The organism is Acinetobacter sp. ABJ-A23_2 (assembly GCF_044538765.1).
In the GTDB taxonomy this organism is placed as follows: Bacteria; Pseudomonadota; Gammaproteobacteria; order Pseudomonadales; family Moraxellaceae; genus Acinetobacter; species Acinetobacter nosocomialis_A.
In genome coordinates, this window is the sequence record NZ_JBIUCP010000005.1 from 95,627 (window position 1) to 114,445 (window position 18,819).

At 40.6% G+C, this 18,819-nt stretch carries 19 protein-coding genes, 2 tRNA genes and 1 riboswitch; of the genes, 11 read left to right on the forward strand and 10 right to left on the reverse strand.

All coding sequences use genetic code 11. The features are described 5' to 3' along the window. The first annotated feature begins 24 nt into the window (after positions 1-24). From ACH63V_RS03315 to ACH63V_RS03325, 3 genes are all read left to right on the forward strand, one after another. On the forward strand, positions 25-1,029 hold the full coding sequence (locus tag ACH63V_RS03315) for a DUF4062 domain-containing protein (protein ID WP_396462731.1): 1,005 nt from the start codon (positions 25-27) through the stop codon (positions 1,027-1,029). 73 nt (positions 1,030-1,102) lie between these two features. Then, on the forward strand, positions 1,103-2,119 hold the full coding sequence (hemH, locus tag ACH63V_RS03320) for a ferrochelatase (protein ID WP_396462733.1): 1,017 nt from the start codon (positions 1,103-1,105) through the stop codon (positions 2,117-2,119). Between the two features lie 23 nt (positions 2,120-2,142). Beyond that, entirely contained in the window at positions 2,143-2,787 is a 645-nt protein-coding gene (locus ACH63V_RS03325; protein WP_396462735.1) for an MBL fold metallo-hydrolase, read from the forward strand. Here the strand turns inward: ACH63V_RS03325 and ACH63V_RS03330 are convergent. Then, positions 2,784-2,978 carry a DNA gyrase inhibitor YacG gene (locus ACH63V_RS03330; RefSeq protein ID WP_396462737.1) on the reverse strand — a complete coding sequence of 65 codons (195 nt, stop codon included), beginning with the start codon at positions 2,976-2,978 and terminating at the stop codon, positions 2,784-2,786. The genes ACH63V_RS03325 and ACH63V_RS03330 overlap by 4 nt on opposite strands. Before the next feature lie 87 nt (positions 2,979-3,065). On the opposite strand from ACH63V_RS03330, the gene ACH63V_RS03335 reads away from it, so the two are divergent. The 4 genes from ACH63V_RS03335 (at position 3,066) to crcB (ending at position 6,003) form a co-directional block, all read left to right on the forward strand. Further along, positions 3,066-3,704, forward strand: coding sequence for an SAM-dependent methyltransferase (locus tag ACH63V_RS03335; RefSeq protein WP_396462738.1), 639 nt, complete (start codon positions 3,066-3,068; stop codon positions 3,702-3,704). After that, positions 3,694-4,899, forward strand: a complete 1,206-nt coding sequence (locus tag ACH63V_RS03340) for a TIGR03862 family flavoprotein (RefSeq protein ID WP_396462739.1) — start codon at positions 3,694-3,696, stop codon at positions 4,897-4,899. The genes ACH63V_RS03335 and ACH63V_RS03340 overlap by 11 nt, the downstream gene beginning before the upstream one ends. A 77-nt stretch (positions 4,900-4,976) precedes the next feature. Next, a complete protein-coding gene (locus ACH63V_RS03345; protein WP_000075988.1) occupies positions 4,977-5,387 on the forward strand; it encodes a GFA family protein in 411 nt (136 codons plus the stop codon). A gap of 44 nt (positions 5,388-5,431) precedes the next feature. Further along, positions 5,432-5,498: riboswitch (Fluoride riboswitch) on the forward strand. A gap of 124 nt (positions 5,499-5,622) precedes the next feature. Further along, positions 5,623-6,003 (forward strand): fluoride efflux transporter CrcB, encoded by a 381-nt coding sequence (gene crcB / locus ACH63V_RS03350; protein WP_151682962.1) that lies wholly within the window; start codon positions 5,623-5,625, stop codon positions 6,001-6,003. A 465-nt stretch (positions 6,004-6,468) separates the two neighbouring features. On the opposite strand, the gene ACH63V_RS03355 is transcribed toward crcB, so the two are convergent. From ACH63V_RS03355 to ACH63V_RS03365, 3 genes are all read right to left on the reverse strand, one after another. Further along, positions 6,469-6,804 (reverse strand): HopJ type III effector protein, encoded by a 336-nt coding sequence (locus ACH63V_RS03355; protein WP_057077264.1) that lies wholly within the window; start codon positions 6,802-6,804, stop codon positions 6,469-6,471. Between the two features lie 251 nt (positions 6,805-7,055). Then, a complete protein-coding gene (locus tag ACH63V_RS03360; RefSeq protein WP_396462740.1) occupies positions 7,056-7,310 on the reverse strand; it encodes a type B 50S ribosomal protein L31 in 255 nt (84 codons plus the stop codon). Positions 7,311-7,411: 101 nt separating this feature from the next. Then, a complete protein-coding gene (locus ACH63V_RS03365; protein WP_396462741.1) occupies positions 7,412-8,710 on the reverse strand; it encodes an ABC1 kinase family protein in 1,299 nt (432 codons plus the stop codon). 257 nt (positions 8,711-8,967) lie between these two features. Between ACH63V_RS03365 and ACH63V_RS03370 the strand changes: the two genes are divergently transcribed. Further along, the gene (locus ACH63V_RS03370; RefSeq protein WP_396462742.1) at positions 8,968-10,215 is read left to right on the forward strand and encodes an SfnB family sulfur acquisition oxidoreductase; all 1,248 of its coding nucleotides are present in this window, start codon (positions 8,968-8,970) and stop codon (positions 10,213-10,215) included. 32 nt (positions 10,216-10,247) lie between these two features. Next, positions 10,248-11,498, forward strand: coding sequence for an acyl-CoA dehydrogenase family protein (locus ACH63V_RS03375; protein WP_396462743.1), 1,251 nt, complete (start codon positions 10,248-10,250; stop codon positions 11,496-11,498). Between the two features lie 33 nt (positions 11,499-11,531). Here ACH63V_RS03375 and abeM read toward each other — a convergent pair whose 3' ends face one another. Both abeM and ACH63V_RS03385 read right to left on the reverse strand, forming a co-directional pair. Next, positions 11,532-12,878 carry a multidrug efflux MATE transporter AbeM gene (gene abeM / locus ACH63V_RS03380; RefSeq protein ID WP_396462744.1) on the reverse strand — a complete coding sequence of 449 codons (1,347 nt, stop codon included), beginning with the start codon at positions 12,876-12,878 and terminating at the stop codon, positions 11,532-11,534. A gap of 32 nt (positions 12,879-12,910) precedes the next feature. Beyond that, positions 12,911-13,372: a DMT family transporter gene (locus tag ACH63V_RS03385; RefSeq protein ID WP_396462745.1), complete on the reverse strand. Its 462-nt coding sequence runs from the start codon at positions 13,370-13,372 to the stop codon at positions 12,911-12,913. A 117-nt stretch (positions 13,373-13,489) separates the two neighbouring features. Here ACH63V_RS03385 and hemW point away from each other — a divergent pair, with 117 nt between their 5' ends. Then, positions 13,490-14,644: a radical SAM family heme chaperone HemW gene (gene hemW, locus ACH63V_RS03390; protein WP_396462746.1), complete on the forward strand. Its 1,155-nt coding sequence runs from the start codon at positions 13,490-13,492 to the stop codon at positions 14,642-14,644. Between the two features lie 51 nt (positions 14,645-14,695). Here the strand turns inward: hemW and ACH63V_RS03395 are convergent, their stop codons facing one another. Then, on the reverse strand, positions 14,696-15,451 hold the full coding sequence (locus ACH63V_RS03395) for an SDR family oxidoreductase (protein WP_396462748.1): 756 nt from the start codon (positions 15,449-15,451) through the stop codon (positions 14,696-14,698). 114 nt (positions 15,452-15,565) lie between these two features. Between ACH63V_RS03395 and ACH63V_RS03400 the strand changes: the two genes are divergently transcribed. After that, entirely contained in the window at positions 15,566-16,462 is an 897-nt protein-coding gene (locus ACH63V_RS03400; protein WP_396462749.1) for a LysR family transcriptional regulator, read from the forward strand. A 65-nt stretch (positions 16,463-16,527) separates the two neighbouring features. Here the strand turns inward: ACH63V_RS03400 and ACH63V_RS03405 are convergent. The 3 genes from ACH63V_RS03405 to ACH63V_RS03415 form a co-directional block, all read right to left on the reverse strand. Then, positions 16,528-16,603, reverse strand: a tRNA-Lys gene (locus ACH63V_RS03405). 22 nt (positions 16,604-16,625) lie between these two features. Beyond that, positions 16,626-16,701, reverse strand: a tRNA-Lys gene (locus ACH63V_RS03410). Positions 16,702-16,821: 120 nt separating this feature from the next. Continuing rightward, a complete protein-coding gene (locus ACH63V_RS03415; RefSeq protein WP_396462751.1) occupies positions 16,822-18,663 on the reverse strand; it encodes a long-chain-acyl-CoA synthetase in 1,842 nt (613 codons plus the stop codon). Between the last annotated feature and the right edge of the window lie 156 nt (positions 18,664-18,819).

Here is an 18,819-nt window from a genome sequence, read left to right on the forward strand (position 1 = left end):
TTATGGGGCGATAAGGGTATTGTTATGCTCGATACACGCTATCAGATTTTTATTTCAACGTCAGGCCGCGAGATGCAACCTGAACGTATGGTTCTCTCTCAAACATTAGTCAGTATGGGTTTTTTTGCTTGGGGTTTAGAGTATAGAAGTCCTTTAACTACAACACTTGCCCGTCGGCAAATTGATGAATCGGATTATGTTGTTTTACTGTTAGGTAGCCAGTATGGTGAACAATCTATTTCTGGCGCTAGTTACTTTGCTTTAGAGTATGAATATGCCTTAAGTCGAGCTAAACCTATTGTGGTATTTATGCATGAACAACCTGAAAGCAGGGATATGCATTTACAAGAGGCTCATCCGCAGCTTAAAGAAAAATTTCTCGCATTTAGAAAAAAACTATTACATGAAGCTCACCACGTATTTTATTTTAAAAGCCCACGTGATTTAGAGCTAGCTGTCCGTTTAAATATACCTTTAATGGTTGAACAACATGTGGGGCAGGGCTGGGTTCCTGCACGTCAAGCGCATCAGTTAGAAGATGAAATTAATCGGTTAAAAAGTAAAGTTTTACAGTTAGAACAACAACTCACAGAGTCATCAACTCAAACCAATGAAGTGGCTCCGCAAGATGTTTTTGCTTTTGAATATCAGATTCAAGCTTTTCAAGATGGTAACTTTAAGGAGTTGAAGCGCCAGAGACAAATGACTTGGTCACAACTTTTAAGTATTTTGGCTAAACATTTTGAGACAGCCATGCCAGAAGAAAACTTTGGAACTTGTCTCAATGAGTATCTCAATCATGCTGGGCTAGAAGATGCTCGTCAGGAGCTGCCAAGAGCACATGCGGTGGCTGGTGCACAGATTAATCATAAGGCGCTATTCCGTATTAAAAATCAAATGCAATCACAAGGCTGGATTGTTCCAACCAAGACTGATCAACAACATAGTTTATGGAAGGTGACGACAAAAGCGCAAAAGCTCTTGCTGAGTTATAAATGGAACCATCGGGTGACTCGATTAAAAGCTTAGAGCAATTCAATTTAGATATGACCATGAAAACTGTTACATTAGTGTCATAAGATGAACTGAAAGGCATTTGCGCATGTCGTTTGAACAAAAACCGAAAGTTACTGTCATTTTAGCGAATTTAGGCACACCGGATGAGGCAACTGTCCCAGCGGTGCGCCGTTTTTTAAAGCAGTTTTTATCTGATCCACGTGTGATTGAAATTCCAAAATTCATTTGGTGGATTATTTTGAATCTGTTTGTTTTGCCTTTTCGTCCAAAAAGAGTAGCGCATGCCTATGCTTCGGTATGGTCTACCGATTCGCCAATGCGTGAAATTGTGTTTGAGCAAACAAAACGTGTGCAGGCTTATTTAGAGCGTGAAAATAAACAGTTTGATTTAACTGTATTACCCGCTATGACTTATGGTAATCCAGGTATTGATACAGTTTTAGAAAAACTAGCAGCTCATCCACAAGAGCATGTCATTTTATTGCCTTTATTTCCTCAATATTCTGCCACATCGACAGCACCGTTATACGACGCATTTGCTAAGTGGATTCCTACTCAGCGCAATTTGCCGGGTTTGACCATTATTAAAGACTACTATCAGCACCCCATGTTTATTCAAGCACTGGCAGAAAGTGTTTTAGCTTATCAAGTACAGCATGGAAAACCTGAAAAACTGTTGATGTCATTTCACGGTATTCCACAGCCGTATGCAGACAAAGGCGACCCTTATGCAGACCGCTGTCGCATTACTGCAAAGTTAGTCGCTGAAGCTTTGCATTTGAAAGATGATGAATGGGCAATTAGTTTCCAATCTCGTTTTGGAAAACAAGAATGGGTGAAGCCTTATACTGACCAGCTTTTACAAGATTGGGCAAAACAGGGCGTTAAGTCAGTTCAAGTTTTAAGCCCTGCTTTTTCTGCTGACTGTTTAGAAACGCTTGAAGAGTTAGCGATTCAAAATGCTGAACTATTTCAACAAGCAGGTGGCGGAAGCTATGCTTACATTCCCGCTTTAAATAGTGATCAGGCTCATATTGATTTGCTTGCAGGTTTAGTTCAGGCTAATCTTGATGCCCTTACCCATACCTTAGCCCACCGTTAATTGCGTTTTAGCCAGAGGTTCTTATGCTGCAAGTCAAAATTGTTCCAGTTACTGCTTTTGCTCAAAATTGTTCTTTAGTTTGGGACAGTGAAACAAAAGAAGCAGTTTTGATTGATGCAGGCGGTGACGCTGCTGTTTTGAAGAAAGAAGTAGAAGCCTTAGGTTTAAAAGTAAAGGCGTTATGGCTGACTCATGGGCATTTAGATCACGCAGGGGCAGTGGGTGAACTCGCACAAGAATGGAGTGTTCCTGTTGTTGGTCCGCATAAAGAAGATCAGTTCTGGTTAGATATGATTCAGGAAGTTTCAGCACGTTATGGCTTTCCAATTCCACAACCTGTGAAAGTTGATCAATGGCTTGAAGGCGGCGAAGTGCTCAAACTGGGTGAAGATGAGTTTGAGGTGCGTTTTGCACCAGGACATACACCAGGGCATGTCATGTTCTATAACAAGAATCATGGCTTACTCTGGACTGGCGATGTCCTGTTTAAAGGCTCAATAGGAAGAACAGACTTTCCACGTGGTAACCATGAGCAACTCATTGAATCGATTCAACGTGAATGCTTTAGCTTGCCAGATCAAACCCAATTTATTTCAGGTCATGGTCCAATGAGTACCATTGGCTATGAAAAAAAATTTAACCCGTTTGTCGCAGATAAAGCGGGTTAATCCTCATAATCATCTTCATGCTGACTACCCTTGTTTTGCTGAGGAGCATCTTGGGTAGGCAGTCTATATTCATCGTTTGCCCAAGCGCCTAAATCAATGAGTTTACAACGTTCAGAACAAAACGGACGAAATTCATTGTCTTCCCAAACACTTGGTTCACCACAACGTGGGCAGGGGAATGTACGTGGCATAAAGCGATATCCTCAAAGTGAAGAGAAATAGATTAGGCAAAAGTCAGGTGACTTGTTAGACTTGTGCCGATTTTTATTTAGTTTGATGTGATTATGCAGATTCGTCAATTTCAAGCACAACGTATGCAAGCGCCTCGCGATTTTACCCCAATTGAAAATACTCCAATTTGTGTAGAAATTGGGGCGGGCAAAGGTAAACATGCTTTGCTATTTAGTGGGCAAAATCCACAGCACACGTTATATGCGATTGAACGAACCCGCGAAAAATTCTTGGCAATGCAAAAGCAGCATGGTTTAGAACCACGAGAAAATCTGGTACCTGTACATGCGGATGCTTTGCCGTGGGTGGTACATGCTTTACACCCTGCACAAGTTGAACATTTTTTTATTCTTTATCCGAACCCTGAACCTCATAATCCGGCACAGCGCTGGTTGAATATGCCATTTTTTGAGTTTTTATTATCACGCCTGAAAACAGGTGGAACCATTACTTTAGCAAGTAATATTCCTGAATATATTGAAGAAGCTGAACAACAGTTATTAAATGTGTGGAAGCTGCCTTACCAAAAAGAAAAAATTGTGCAAACCTCTGCGCGCACTCATTTTGAAATTAAATATTTAGAGCGTGGCGAGCTTTGTCAGCAGCTCATTATGACCAAGCCTGAAGGTTATAAAACTCGATTTGATGAGTTTGCACCGCTGCAAGGGCAAACACATGTCGAATAAGCGGGTTGCCATTATCGGTGCTGGTCCGGCTGGTTTAATGGCAGCTGAGGTACTGAGCCAGTATGCTTATGAAATTGATGTGTTTGAGCAAAAACCTTCGGCTGCGCGTAAGTTTTTGATGGCTGGTAAAACGGGTTTAAATATCTCGCATGCCGAACCATTAGCCCAGTTCATTGAACGTTATGACCATGCAGAATGGCTCAAACCGTGGGTTGAAAAATGGGATGCAGTCTGGATTCAGAACTGGATGAAAAGTCTAGGAATAGACTCGTATGTAGGTAGTTCTGGTCGTATTTTCCCTGTCGAAATGAAAGCTGCTCCTTTACTGCGTGCTTGGTTAAAACGTTTAGTAGAGCAGCAGGTTAAAGTCTTTTATCGTCATCGTTGTATCAATTTACAAGGTACAACGCTGACTTTAGAAAACCAAAATAATCAAAGCAGCGAGACTTTTACCCAGCAATACGATGCAGTCGTGTTGGCTTGCGGTGCGGTGTCGTGGTCCCAGTTGGGTAGTGATGGTGCTTGGCAGCAATGGATGGATCAATCCAGTATTGAACCTTTTCAGCCAAGTAATGCAGGGGTATTGCACACTTGGTCAGCTTTTATGGAAAGCTGTTTTGGGGAACCTTTAAAGCGTATCAACGCCTGGGTTGAGCCTAGCCAAGTTACTCATGGCGATATTGTGATTACTCACTATGGTTTAGAAAGTGGTGTCATTTATAAACTTGGACGAGCTTTAAGAGAACAACAAAAACAAGGGAAAAGCTTAAATCTATTTTTAGACTTATTGCCTGACCTACAGCTTACACAGTTAGTTAAAAAGTTACAGGCTAGCAAAAAACAATCGCTTACTAATATCTGGCGTAAAGCAGGCTTAGACACGGCCAAAATTAACTTAATTAGAGAAGTGGTTGATAAAACGCTATGGAACCAACCAGAGGCTATGGCTCAGCAAATTAAAGCACTTCAAATCAAATTAAGTGGCTTTAGACCGATTGAAGAGGCAATTAGCTGTGCTGGTGGTGTTAAGCAAGGTGCATTAACTGAAAGCTTGGAGCTTAAACAAACCTCAGGTGTTTTTTGCTGTGGTGAAATGCTGGATTGGGATGCTCCTACAGGCGGATATTTGCTTACAGCATGCTTTGCTACGGGACGAGCGGCTGGTGAAGGTGTGCATTCATTCTTAGAGAAATAACGGCAAATTCGGTACTATGTTTGATATGTGAAAAGTGTTATTTTTGAGCAATCAATAATAATAGGATTTACGAGAACATGTCTCAAGCATCACCAGTTTATCAAGGAAGTTGTTTATGTCAGGGTATTCGCTACGAAATTAAGGGTGATATCGGAGATATTATTCAGTGTCACTGCCAACGATGCCGAAAATCCAATGGAACAGCATTTGCCACCAATGCTCCTGTTAAAAGTACAGATTTTAAAATTACCCAAGGTGAAGATCTCGTCAAAAAATTTGCTGTGAACGGTGTGTATCGCTGGTTTTGTAGCGAATGTGGATCACCTTTGATTAGTTCGCGTGATGCGCAGCCTGAACTATATCGTGTAAGAATTGGGTCACTCGATACACCATTAGACCAAAAGCCGACAATGCATATTTTTGCTGCTTCAAAAGCAGAGTGGGAAAGCATTTGTGACGATTTACCACAATACGATGAACGTCCATGATTTAAAAAGTATGTTTTAATCAAATTTTAGATGATTTAATATACTTAAAACGGGGAGATGGCATTCCTCCCTTGAAAAACCGCCATATTGGCTAATGATGCCTACGTTACCCTCATGTATTTATATCGCTGGGTACGTAGGTTATTGCGTACTCTGCTTATTTTTGGAGTACGCCATGTCACTTTTCCCATCATTTTTATTTGCTCTTTTAGCATCTCACTAAAGGGGTGGTTCTATGTATTATCCTTTACTTTCAATTGCCGTAGGTTCAGTGTTAGGGGCGTGGTTGCGTTGGTTTTTAGGTTTAAAACTCAACCCAATTTATCCGCAAATTCCACTGGGTACTGTCACTGTTAATTTAGTCGGTGGCTTTATTATTGGGTTTGCGATGGCTTATTTTGCTCATAGTGATTTAAGTCCGAACTATAAGCTTTTTGTAATCACCGGCTTTTGTGGTGCTTTAACTACGTTTTCAACGTTCTCGATTGAGATTGTGACTTTATTGCAAAGTGGTAAGTTGGGCATGGCGATGTTGGCTATTTCTATTCATTTAATTGGATCGTTAATTTTTACGTGTTTGGGGTTGGCGACTTATTATTGGGTAGCAGGACATTGAGTTTTTATATTTAAGAATTGACCATGATTTCAAGTTGTGAGAGCTCATCGAAGTTGAGTGTTGGGTAGGATTTTCACGACGGAGTCTTATCGTTGAGTTATCTAATGGAAGCAGCTAATTAAGTTACTTTGGTTTTGCCCAAAGTAACCAAAGGCATCTGTCATTCGCAGAACCTGTTCACTGAATCCATTTATCTTATGCTTTGCAAAAACAATCTTTTATTGACACTACGCAGGCTGCGAATGACGTTATCGCGTATCAAATGTAAGAGGCTAATAAAATAATTAAGAAAAATAAGACATCTACTATCGTGACAGACGGCAGGGATGCCGTCGTTTCGCTGTGCTACATGGATGTAGCATCAGCGGGACAAAGGGTTTTGTCACTTTTGCCCTCAAAAGTGAGGCATTGCCTATTAATAGGCTTTGGAAAATCTCATAATTTGAGGCTGTGCTAAAAAAATGATTAAGCTTTTTCAGTTAAAGCCTGACCTTCAAACTTCACACCATCCCAACCATTTTGCATAAACTGACGAATATTTTGATGATCAGTTCCTTCTGGTGTAGCCAATACAGATGCATAGTGCTCTGCAAATAAACTTAAAGTTTGTGCTTGGTCTAAACCTTGTAACTTGGCAAAAGAGAAAACTTTTGCACTGCCTTGATTTTCAGTCGCAGCGTTATGCTGTGCACCATTTTGAAAAGCTGTTGGAGTATGTTGGTAACGTGCTTCAATATGAGCTAAAACGTCTGAAAATTTTGCTGTGCCTGCTTGTAATTGGGCAAGTAACTCTTGTGCCATAATCTTAAACTTCCTATCAAATGGGGCTTAAGCATAGCATCGAATACACGCTTTGAAAGCTTGGGAACTATAAAAAATGATGGGATATTTGGAAAGTTGAGAATATTTTTTAAACAAGATGTGGATAAGTTTTAGTTTATACACAACTGAAAGAAGCTTGAAAAAATGCACATAAAAAAAGAAGCCTAAGTGGAGGAGATAGTCTTAGGCTTCCAATGATTTTAGTGTATTGGTTAAAACTTAACGTAAGATTAATTCTTACGATTGAAGCGCGCGAAGCGTTTGTTAAAGCTTGCAACACGGCCTTCATTACTTGCTTGACGTACTTCACCTGTATAGAAAGGGTGCGAAGCACTTGAAATATCAAGAGTCACATAAGGATAGACTTGTCCTTGATATTCCTTGGTTTGTTTAGACTGAAGAGTACTACCAATTAAGAAGTAGACGTCTGCATTGGTGTCATGAAATAACACTTGTTGATAAGCAGGATGAATATCTTTACGCATGAGAGATTGTCCTAAATTATTTTTGATTAAAGTAATGTTATAACATAACAATTAATAAGTCAATGTAACCCCGAAAAGGCTACATTAATCAGATCATTGAATTAGTTAGACGGCGGAACAAGTTCTTCAAATAAATCATTCAGGTTGTCATGTACTTTTAAGTGAATGAGGTTCCAGTAGTGTCCTGAAATGGTTCTATTGACCATTAATGTATCTGGTGAAGGCTTAAAGACATCCCAATATTTTAAAGACTTCTTCACAAGTAACATGCCATCATGATGTGATGAGTTCTCTGCAAAGTCATAGGTTGTGGTAAGTGGACGCAATAACACTTCTATCCAGAGTTTATAAAGATCGCTCGGGAATTTACCTTTCTCGGTCAAAGAGTGCAGGGCAAGTAATTCAGTTTCAATTAAGCCGATATCTTCATGACGAGCTGCATTCACCAATTGTTTGAAACTATGAACAATTTCATTGGAAAGCGTTTTAACACTGCCATAGTCATAAATAATGACACTGCCATCTTGGCGGAAGGCAAAGTTACCTGGGTGAGGGTCACAATGAAAACGTTTTAAAAAGAACATTTCCTGCCCCAAAGCACGGATTAGACGACGGCCAATTGTGTTTCGAATTTCGATAGGCCAAGAACTCGCAGTTTCAATGCTGTCACCTTGTTCAAGGCTTAAAGTCAAAATTCGTCTTGAAGAGTAATCTTTATAAACAGTCGGGATAATAATTTTGTCATCTAACTTGCTATGAAAAGTTTTAAAGACCTCAAGATTTTGAGCCTCAATTTCATAGTTAAGCTCTGCTGACAGGCTATCTTGAATCTCTGCAAAAAGTTGATCTTGCAGTTTTTTATCAATCTTAAGTACACCCATTAAGCGTAGTGCTAAACGTACTTGTTTTAAGTCACTTTCGCAGGCTTCATCAACACCGGGATATTGAACCTTAACTACAACTTGTTGGCCATTTGGCAAAACTGCTTTGTGAACTTGTCCAATTGATGCAGCGGCAAAAGGCTGTTCATCAAAAGATTTAAAGGCAGCATTGAGTGGTTTTCCAAGCTCACGTTCAACTTGTTGCTGAATCGCAGAAAAAGGCATGGCTGGAGCTTGACGTTGTAGTTTTGATATTGCTTTTGCAACTTCTGGTGGGAATATATCTTTATATTGCGATGCAATTTGCCCAACCTTCATGACAGCACCTTTCATTTCTCCTAAGGTGTCTGCAATCTGTAGACCGATATCTTGAAACAATTTAGTTTTTGCAGCCAGTTTCTGTTCTTCATCCGCAGTCAGGTTTCGAATCGAGTTAGAAACGGTTTTTGTTGCAATGCTCGCGGTCATTCCTGCAAGTTTCATAAATCGTTTGCCAGGTGAACTTGCATTCTTTGCCATATCTTCGATACCTCGTTGACTACAACATAATATTGTCTAGTTTTGATCATAGGTGACAAAACTTAAAAAGCCTATATGAAATTGTTTAGCGCATGTAAGAAAATTTTCGAAAAACAAAACGTTATTTTTAAAGTAAAAAATGTGAAAAGCTTTTCAAAATTCATTTCATAAACAAAGCTTTAATATCTATAAAGTCGCTGTTTTTTTAGTGCTAAGGTGAAGGACATGTTAAATAAGAAATAGAGACAATAAAAGTTATGACCAATCTAAATTCGTCCTATGGGCGTTCTCAAGCGGTTCCTTTGTCTGTGTTTGAACAGTCAAAAGACGCGCATATTATTCGTTCTGATGAAGAGGCAATTGAGGTTGCTAAACAACTTGCTCAAGAGTTTGCACAAGAGGCATCCGATCGAGATAGAGAACGCCGTTTACCCTTAAATGAAATTCAACAGTTCTCACAAAGTGGCCTGTGGGCCATTACTGTGCCGAAACAGTTTGGTGGTGCGCAAGTCAAGTATCGAACTTTAGCGGAAGTGATCAAAACCATTGCGAGCGTTGATCCATCTCTTGCTCAGTTGCCTCAAAATCACTTGGCCTTTATTGAACATTTAAGACTAGATGCGAAACCAGAACAACAACAGTTCTTCTTTAATTTGGTGTTAAGAGGAATTCGTTTTGGCAATGCATTTTCCGAAAAACACAGTAAAACAGTCGCGGACCTCACGACTAAACTTCAAAAGACCGAACATGGCTATGAAATTAATGGCAAGAAATTCTTTGCAACGGGGGCCTTACTCGCCCACTGGATTCCAATTGTTGCCGTAAATGAACAGGGGCAACCTTATGCTGCACTTGTGCCACGTGAAACATCTGGAGTCAATATTATTAATGATTGGTCTGGTTTTGGACAACGTACTACAGCGAGTGGCACGGTAGAACTAAATCAGGTGCCAGTACGTGAAGAATATCTAGTTCCAATTTACCAAGCGTTTGAACGCCCAACACCAGCAGGTGCTATTTCTCAATTTATACAGGCTGCAGTCGATGCAGGTATTACGCGTGGTGCAATTGAGGAAACAATTCAATACGTCAAAAATCATAGCCGTGCATGGGTTGATTCTGGTCTGGAAAAAGCCAGCGATGACCCTTACACAATTGCAAATATTGGCGACTTAAAAATCAAACTACGTGCAGCAGAAGCAGTCCTTGACTTGGCTGGAGATGCAATTGATCAGGCCATTGCTGACACCACCGAAGAACATGTAAACCAAGCGACACTATTGGTTGCCGAGGCAAAAGTACTCACCACAGAAATTGCTATTTTGGCTGCCAATAAGCTTTTTGAACTATCGGGTACGCGTTCTACTTTATCTGAACTCAACCTTGACCGTCACTGGCGCAATGCCCGTACCCATACCTTGCATGATCCTGTGCGCTGGAAATATCACATTGTCGGTAACTACTACCTCAATGGCGTTCAACCACCTCGTCATGCATGGAGCTAAATTGAAGAAAAGACAAGATTAGGAGAATAACGATGACAACAGCCCAAATTGAATTAGAAGAACTATCGGTAGGCGCGGATTATGAAAAGGTTGCAAACAGATTCCGTCCCGTTTTTGAAAAAATTGCGCAAGGTGCAATTCAACGGGAAAAAGAGCGAATCTTACCTTTTGAGCCGATTCAGTGGTTAAAAGAAGCCAAGTTGGGTGCTGTACGAGTACCCCGTAAATATGGTGGAGATGGGGTTTCATTACCTCAACTGTTCCAGCTTTTAGCAGAGTTAGCAGAAGCTGACTCCAATATTGTACAAGCACTACGAGGTCATTTTGCATTTGTTGAAGACCGTTTGGTTGCTCATAAAGAGCATTCACAAGAGGTCTGGTTTCAGCGCTTTGTACAAGGCGATTTAGTCGGAAATGCATGGACAGAAGTTGGAAATGTACAGATTGGTGATGTCGTTACACGTGTCACTAAAGACGCTTCGGGTAACTTGGTGGTAAATGGTGAAAAGTACTATTCAACTGGCAGTATTTTTGCAGACTGGATTGATTTATTTGCTTACGATGAAGTGAACGACCGTCATGTGATTGCTGCTATTTACCGTCATGAAACAGGTGTAAGTGTGCTGGATGACTGGGATGGTTTTGGCCAAAAGACAACGGGCAGTGGTACTTTAAAAGTACATCAGGTTCATTTGCCAGCTTCACACCTTATTCCATTTGATCAACGTTTTAAGTATCAGACCGCTTTTTATCAGGTGGTGCACCTTGCAACATTAACGGGTATTGCGCGTGCCGCAGTTGAAACGTTTAGTCAGGAAATTCGTGAACGTAAACGTATTTTCAGTCATGGTAATGGTGACTTGGTTCGTCACGACCCACAAGTTTTACAAGTGGTGGGTAAGGCATCCGCTCAAGCGTATGCAAGTGAAGCAATTACCTTAAAAACAGCCGAGGCATTGCAAAAGGCTTATGAAAGTCATTTTGCCGAGTCTGAAGTGAAAGAGCATCAGTTTAATGTGGATGCCGAGCTTGAATCGGCACAAGGGCAGGTCGTAATTTCTAATCTAGTACTCGATTTAACAAGTCAGTTATTTAATGCCTTGGGTGCCTCGGCAAGTAGCCAAGTGAAACAACTTGACCGTTTCTGGCGTAATGCGCGGACTGTGTCTTCACATAATCCGCTTATTTACAAAGAAAAAGTGATTGGAGATTGGGAAGTAAACCGTACAGATTTACCATTTGTGTGGCAAATTGGAGCAAGCCCGCGGGCAAAGTCTGCATAAAATAAAAAAGCCGATATTTCATCGGCTTTTTTATTAGGTTTGACTTAATCGTTTGGTATTTAAATAAAGCCTTGAAAGTAATAAAACACAAGCAATGCTTAAACCAATAATCAAACCTAGCCACACACCAGCAACGCCCCAATGGGTATAACGCGCTAAATAAAGCCCAATAGGGAAAGCAATCACCCAATATGCCATAAGCGTAATCCACATGGGTGCTTGAGTGTCTTGCATACCCCTTAAACAGCCGGCAGCACTGACCTGTAGGGCATCCATTAACTGATAACCCATTGCAAACCAGAGTAAATACATCGCAACAGGAACAACGTTTATGTCTTGAGTATAAACCGAGACAATTTGTTCACGGCCTAGGGCAATAAATGACATGGTTAATAGAGCAAAAAGTATTGCTGTGCTCAAACCAATCTTTTGCACTTGGTACATGGAAGCCCAGTTCTTTTCGCCATAATATGTTCCCACGCGAATGGTTAAGGCAATCGCAAGTGAAAGCGGAATCATAAACAGTACCGAAGTAACAGAAATTGCCACTTGATGCGCGGCAATAAACACTTCACCTAGTGGACTAAGAACCAATGCGCCTGTACTAAAAATACTCACTTCAAAAAATACAGCTAAACCAATTGGTAGACCAAGCTGTAAAATTCTTTTAACCCAAGTCAGGCTAATTTTATCAAATCTGCTAAAAATAGACGTGTTTCGATAAGCTGAAGCTTTATAAATATAGCCAGCTAATGTAATGAGCATGAGCCATTGTAAAATGGAGGTTGCAAAGCCACAGCCTGCGCTACCTAAAGCAGGTATTGGTCCTAAGCCATGCATAAAGATCATGTTTAGAGGGATTAAAACCACTAAGGCCAATAAGCTAATCGCGGTGACAGGGCGAGGGTGACCTAAAGCCTCTGAATAGCCACGTAGCGCTGCGTACATGGTGACGGCTGGCATACCTAAACCAATGGCATGCAAGAATAAGCTTGCTTTAGGTCGTAAGCTTTCTGGAACACCAAACACATGTAAGAAAAAAGGCATAAGCTGCAAAATGAGCATAGCCATTACACCTAAAATAATGGCAACCCATAATGACTGACGAACAATGACAGGAATTTGTTCTGTATTTCTAGCGCCTTTTGCCTCTGCAACTAGCGGTGTAGTGGCAATCATGATCCCACTAAACAGAAGCATAATAGGAACCCATAAGCCTACACCCACCGCAATAGCAGCTAAGTCTGCTGCAGATAAATGCCCTGCCATAATGGTATCAATTAACCCGAACCCTGCTTGAGCAAACTGCGTAATTAAAATAGGTAGCATTAAATGGAAGAGTTGTTTTAATTCAGTCCGAAACGACGTGACATTCGACACAAAAGGTACTCTTTATAAATATAAAAATGAAACTAGCGCTGCAAGGTGAGTAATACACCAGTAAAGATGACTACTCCACCTATAAACCGTTGCCATGTAACAGGTGTCTTTTCGGTACCTAACCATCCAAAATGGTCTAGCAACATAGAAATGACCAATTGCCCAAAAACGACTAATCCTGTAAAGGTTAAAAAACCAAGCTTAGGTGCAGTATAAATGCTCATGCTAATTGCATAAACCCCAAGGAATCCTCCGGTCCAAAGAAGCCACGGAATATTTGATATTTCACTTAAAGTAGGTTTCTCGGCACTTTGGAAGAACACCATAATGGCTAAAACAATAGTACCTATGAAAAATGATAATAATGCCGCTTGCAAAGGTGAGTGTAATTGCTCACGAAGCTGAGCATTAATTGCAGTTTGAAAAGCCATGGCAACACCGATTCCCATAGCTAAGGGTAAGATCAGGAAAAGTTGACTAGAGAATTTCATCATTTTTATCAATATTTAAGTATGTTTAAAAACAGTCTAAAGCAATTAAGGTATGTTTTCATAAGCCCATTGATGCAGTCATGTTAAAATAGAAATATTGTGTAAATTGGACCTTGTTCCTTGGCTGTATTAAATCCTGCTTCTGTTCCGTTATCTTTATATATCCACATGCCTTGGTGCGTGCGTAAATGTCCTTATTGCGACTTTAACTCGCATGCCGTGCCTGATGGTGCGCTTTCGGCAGAACTTGAGCAAACTTATCTAAAAGCATTGGTAGCCGACTTTGAAACTCAAGTTGAGATGGCCCAAGGGCGTTCAATTCACAGTGTATTTATTGGGGGTGGAACGCCTTCACTCATTTCTGCCAAAGGCTATGCATGGCTATTTGAACAGCTTAAGGCACGGCTTAACTTTGAAGATGACTGTGAAATTACCTTAGAGGCCAATCCGGGGACATTGGAACATGACCCGTTCGCAGGCTATTTAGAGGCGGGTATTAATCGTTTGTCGATTGGTGTACAGACTTTTAATACTGATCATTTGCAAAAGCTTGGGCGTATTCATTCAGCCAACAATGCTATGGATGCAATAGAGCAGGCACGACAAGCAGGCTTTAAGCGAGTTAATGTCGATTTAATGCATGGCCTGCCTGAGCAAACGCTAGAACAAGCGCTTTATGATTTAAAGGTCGCTGTAGAGCATGGTGCGACACATATCAGTTGGTATCAACTTACTATTGAGCCAAATACCGTATTTTTCCGAACTCAGCCTGTTTTACCTCAAGATGAAGTGTTAGAAGATATTCAAGAGCAAGGCGAGACTTATTTAAAAGCAAATGGCTTTGTAAACTATGAAGTGTCGGCTTGGCGTAAAGAACAACCTTCAGCCCATAATTTAAATTACTGGGAGTTTGGTGATTACCTTGCGATTGGTGCAGGTGCACATGGCAAAGTAACACAGACAGATGGGGTGTATCGTTTCCAAAAGACACGTTTGCCAAAAGATTACTTAGCTAAGGTTCCAGCCGAACATTTGCAAATGAAAAAGATTGAGGCAGAAGAGCTACCTTTTGAGTTTATGATGAATGCTTTACGCTTAAATGATGGGGTAAACGCTGAGCTATATGAACAGCGTACAGGCTTAAGCTTAGATCATTTAAACGAGGTACTCACTTCACTACGAGCTAGAAAGCTACTAGTAGAGGATAGTTCTCGTTTAGCTTGTACAGAGCAGGGGCATATTTTCTTAAATTCGGTACTCGAAGAGTTCTTATAATCCAATATTCCTAAAGAAAAAGCCGCACAATGAGATGCGGCTTTTTTAATTTTAGCGGGTAGTATAGCCCCCATTTGCAAAAATGGTTTGACCCGTAATCCACCAACCGTCGGTCACTAGAAAGCGAACTAGAGGTTCAATATCTTCAATTTTGGTGAGTCCACCTAAAGCTGAAGCTGATTTATGGTAAGCGACTGCTTCGGCAGACTCCTGACCATAAAAGAATGGTGTGTCCATTGGGCCTGGTGCAACCGCAGTCACGGAAATCTGGCGATCTCCAAATTCTTTCGATGCAGCGCGGGTGTAATGCTCAACAGGTGCTTTTAAACCTTCGTAGGTTGAATAGAGACCCGTGTAGGCTGCCAGAAGAGAAGTCACGATTGAACAGATTTTTCCGCCGTTATTTAAATGTCGACCCGCCGATTGAATAAAGAAATAGGCAATTTTTGAGTTGATATCGCTCATGCTATCAAACTCTTGTTCGGTGGTTTCTAAAAATGATTTCTTTAAAACCTTTCCAACTGTATTAATGGCAATATCAATTCCACCAAAATGCTGTTTGGTATCTACGAAAAGTTTTTCGATGTTATCGATATGAGTTAGGTCTGCCTGAATTAAAACAGCATCTACACCGAATGCTTTTACATCTGCGAGTGTTTGTTCGGCATCCGCTTGTGTTTCTGAACTATTGTAGTGAATTGCGATTTTTGCGCCTTGTTCTGCAAATTTTCGGCTAATGAGTCCACCTAAGTTTTTTGCACCGCCAGTAATCAGTACCACTTTATCTTTAAGCATATGAGTTGCCATGATGGTTGTTCCTATGATGACATTGTTTTAATGTGTTTTTAGTCTAGATTGGCGGTAATTTTTGATCAATTATGCTAGTTTGGTTTAACTATTCAGAAAATACGAACAATTAAAATGGATCGGTTGCAGCAATTTTTTATTTTTACAGAAGTCGCTAAACGACAAAGTTTTAGTGAGGTGGCACATCGACTCGATCTACCTCGCTCAACGGTAACCAGCGCCATTCAACAACTTGAAACTCACTATGGCGTACGCTTATTTCACCGCACCACCCGTAAAGTAAGCTTGACGCAAGATGGACAGCGAATATTGCCAGAGTGCCAAAACTTGTTGTTTGACTATGAACAATTAGAACAACTGATCCAGACGCAAAAACAGCATTATCGCGGCACATTAAAAATTTCAATGCCCAGTCGGATTGTGCATCAAGTGATTATTCCTGAGTTGTCAGATTTTTATCATCGTTATCCAGATATTCATTTGCAGCTCAATAGTTCTGATGACATGACTGATTTAATTGAAAAAGGAATTGACTGTGTTGTTCGGGTAGGTGAGCTAGATAGCAGCAGTTTAATTGCAAGATTGATTGGTCATTTGGTCATGGTGAACTGTGCAAGTCCCCATTACTTAAAACAGTATGGTACGCCTGAACAATTAGAAGATTTATCTCATCACAAATTGATTAACTATGCTGGAGCCGTAGGTGAAAAGCAGGGTGAATTTGTATATCAAGGGGGAACCGTGATGGTGGATAGTGCTTTAAGTGTAAATAATACCGAAGCTTATAGTGCTGCGGCCTGTGCAGGGTTGGGGATTATTCAAGTTCCTTACTATGATGTTCAAGATAAGATTGAGCAGGGAATCTTGGTTGAGGTGCTTAGTGCTTATAGTGCACCATCACTTCCACTTAATATTTTATATCCGAACCGAAGTTATATTCCAAAACGATTAGAAGTCTTTATGAATTGGGTGGGAGAGGTTTTAAATCGCAAATGCATCGTCATCTTTTAGTCATAAAAAGAAAATAACATAGCAATAAAAAAAGCCTCTCAAATTGTGAGAGGCTTTTTAGAATTTGGTGGGTCGTCCGCGACTCGAACGCGGGACCAACGGATTAAAAGTCCGCTGCTCTACCAACTGAGCTAACGACCCAAATAGGTTCAAAACAGATAAGTGGTGGGTCGTCCGCGACTCGAACGCGGGACCAACGGATTAAAAGTCCGCTGCTCTACCAACTGAGCTAACGACCCGTATCGTTTTGATGTCGCGTATTTTAGCAAGTTATTCAACTAACACAAGAGGAAATTTAAAAACATTTGCATGATTGCCTATAAAAAGCACGATTTCCTCTTGTTTAGCTAAAAAATGAACTAAAAACGGTATTTATATGCCTGAATATTGTCAAAAATTTCAGTTGTGATGTCACAGTAACTGCTTGCACCAGGCAATAAAGCGAGTAAACGTTCAGAAGTTTTGCTCGGATTAAACGCATCTTCTTTCAGTTTATTCTTCTGATATTTAAAAGTACCTGTTGTTTCGACCTTTTTTTGTACACGTAAAAACACAGGTACAGCATAAGCAGGCAAACACTTCTTAAATACAGATACCATTTCGGTTAAATCTGCATCATTTAGCTCTTCACCATCTGCCAGCGTGATGGCTGCCATACCAGCACGGCCATTGGTATTTGGAATTTCTACACCATAAACAACAGCTTCAGCGATTTTTCCGTATTCACATACCATGTTTTCCACTTCAGTAGTCGATACATTTTCACCTTTCCAACGGAAAGTATCGCCTAGACGGTCCACAAACTGAGCATGACGGAAACCAATATCTCGAACTAAATCACCAGTGTTGAAATAAGAGTCGCCTTTTTTGAAAACATCTTTCCAAATCACTGATTTGTTCTTTTCAGGGTCTGTATAACCGTCAAATGGAGAGCGACTAGTAATTTTGCCAATTAATAGGCCCACTTCACCTGCTTTAACTTTTTGACACCAGCCGTTTTTGTCGCGGATTGGTTCATTTTTCTCTTTATCGAACTGAACAATGGCATATGGTGTAGGAGAGAAGCCAACTGTGTTGTCAAAGTTGAAAATATTGCTAAATCCAACGTTACCTTCGCTCGATGCATACAGTTCAAGAACTTCTTTAACACCGAAACGTTGTTTGAATTTGTCCCAGATATTTGGGCGCATACCATTACCGATCATTTTGGTGACACGATGGTTACGGTCTAGTTCGGTAACAGGAGCATCCATTAAGTAGCGACAAAGTTCGCCAACATAACCAATTGCAGACGCATTAAATTTTTGAACGTCTTTCCAGAATGCGCTGGTCGAATATTTACGTCGAATTGCAAGTGTTGCACTTCCTGCGATAACGCCACACCAGCAAACCACTACACCTGTTGCATGGTAAAGCGGTAAGGTGACGTACATAACGTCATCTGGGCCTAAGTTTAAGATATGGCCATAAGTACCATACGCTAATGTCCAGCGACTATGCTTGAAAATAACAGCCTTTGGTAAACCTGTTGTACCAGAGGTGTAGATATAGAACAGACCATCATTACCCGTCACAGAACGAGTAGTCGATGGGTTGAATTTTGGAAATTGATCAATTTGATCAGCTAGATTGGCATAACCTTGAGGTGCTGTACCTGAGTTTTGACGAGTTGCTTGATCTGCGAACCAATGGAAACGGTCCTTAGGCACATTTAAGTCTTGGCGAATTTCATCAATAGCCGCTCGAACTTCTTCACCAGCAATAACGGCAATTGGTTTTACTAGATTGATGCTATGAGCGAGAACTTTACCGACTTGGGAGGTATTCACAAGCGCAATGGTCACCCCAATTTTAGCTAAACCAACAATTGTTGCGATTAGCTCAGAGCGGTTTTCAATCATTACAGCAATGACGTCCCCTTTACGCGCTCCGAGGGAAAGGTAGTAATGGGAAATCTGGTTTGCCCATTCATTTAAAGCTTCATAAGAATAACTTTGATCTTCAAATAATAATGCTGTGCCTTTCGGATTTCGTTTAACGGCTTTTTCAAAAGCAATACCCAAACCTGTTGGAGTATGTGATGTTCTTAAATAAGCCTGTTTTAGACCATTTAGGATATGGGGTACTTTGGGAATGAAGCTAGGAAGTCTTGTGGCAACATCACCAAGCGTAATGATATCGGTCTGTGTTGTCTGGCTCATATCAATCCTATTTATTTTTCGATCAATCCAAAAAAGGTTGTGTGGGCAAAAAGTCCAATAGTTTTCATGGTTCACCATGCTTTTAAAACTTTTCTTCTAGTGCAATCAACCTAATTGGTTAAAAATAACAAAAAAAACCTAGTCATCGAAATGACT

What these genes read in the sequence shown, in the direction of transcription:
- ACH63V_RS03315 (WP_396462731.1), top strand. Translation starts at nt 25, where the DNA reads ATGCTCGATACACGCTATCAGATTTTTATTTCAACGTCAGGCCGCGAG.
- hemH (WP_396462733.1), top strand. Translation starts at nt 1,103, where the DNA reads ATGTCGTTTGAACAAAAACCGAAAGTTACTGTCATTTTAGCGAATTTA.
- ACH63V_RS03325 (WP_396462735.1), top strand. Translation starts at nt 2,143, where the DNA reads ATGCTGCAAGTCAAAATTGTTCCAGTTACTGCTTTTGCTCAAAATTGT.
- ACH63V_RS03330 (WP_396462737.1), bottom strand. Translation starts at nt 2,978, where the DNA reads ATGCCACGTACATTCCCCTGCCCACGTTGTGGTGAACCAAGTGTTTGG.
- ACH63V_RS03340 (WP_396462739.1), top strand. Translation starts at nt 3,694, where the DNA reads ATGTCGAATAAGCGGGTTGCCATTATCGGTGCTGGTCCGGCTGGTTTA.
- ACH63V_RS03345 (WP_000075988.1), top strand. Translation starts at nt 4,977, where the DNA reads ATGTCTCAAGCATCACCAGTTTATCAAGGAAGTTGTTTATGTCAGGGT.
- crcB (WP_151682962.1), top strand. Translation starts at nt 5,623, where the DNA reads ATGTATTATCCTTTACTTTCAATTGCCGTAGGTTCAGTGTTAGGGGCG.
- ACH63V_RS03355 (WP_057077264.1), bottom strand. Translation starts at nt 6,804, where the DNA reads ATGGCACAAGAGTTACTTGCCCAATTACAAGCAGGCACAGCAAAATTT.
- ACH63V_RS03360 (WP_396462740.1), bottom strand. Translation starts at nt 7,310, where the DNA reads ATGCGTAAAGATATTCATCCTGCTTATCAACAAGTGTTATTTCATGAC.
- ACH63V_RS03365 (WP_396462741.1), bottom strand. Translation starts at nt 8,710, where the DNA reads ATGGCAAAGAATGCAAGTTCACCTGGCAAACGATTTATGAAACTTGCA.
- ACH63V_RS03370 (WP_396462742.1), top strand. Translation starts at nt 8,968, where the DNA reads ATGACCAATCTAAATTCGTCCTATGGGCGTTCTCAAGCGGTTCCTTTG.
- ACH63V_RS03375 (WP_396462743.1), top strand. Translation starts at nt 10,248, where the DNA reads ATGACAACAGCCCAAATTGAATTAGAAGAACTATCGGTAGGCGCGGAT.
- ACH63V_RS03385 (WP_396462745.1), bottom strand. Translation starts at nt 13,372, where the DNA reads ATGATGAAATTCTCTAGTCAACTTTTCCTGATCTTACCCTTAGCTATG.
- ACH63V_RS03395 (WP_396462748.1), bottom strand. Translation starts at nt 15,451, where the DNA reads ATGGCAACTCATATGCTTAAAGATAAAGTGGTACTGATTACTGGCGGT.
- ACH63V_RS03400 (WP_396462749.1), top strand. Translation starts at nt 15,566, where the DNA reads ATGGATCGGTTGCAGCAATTTTTTATTTTTACAGAAGTCGCTAAACGA.
- ACH63V_RS03415 (WP_396462751.1), bottom strand. Translation starts at nt 18,663, where the DNA reads ATGAGCCAGACAACACAGACCGATATCATTACGCTTGGTGATGTTGCC.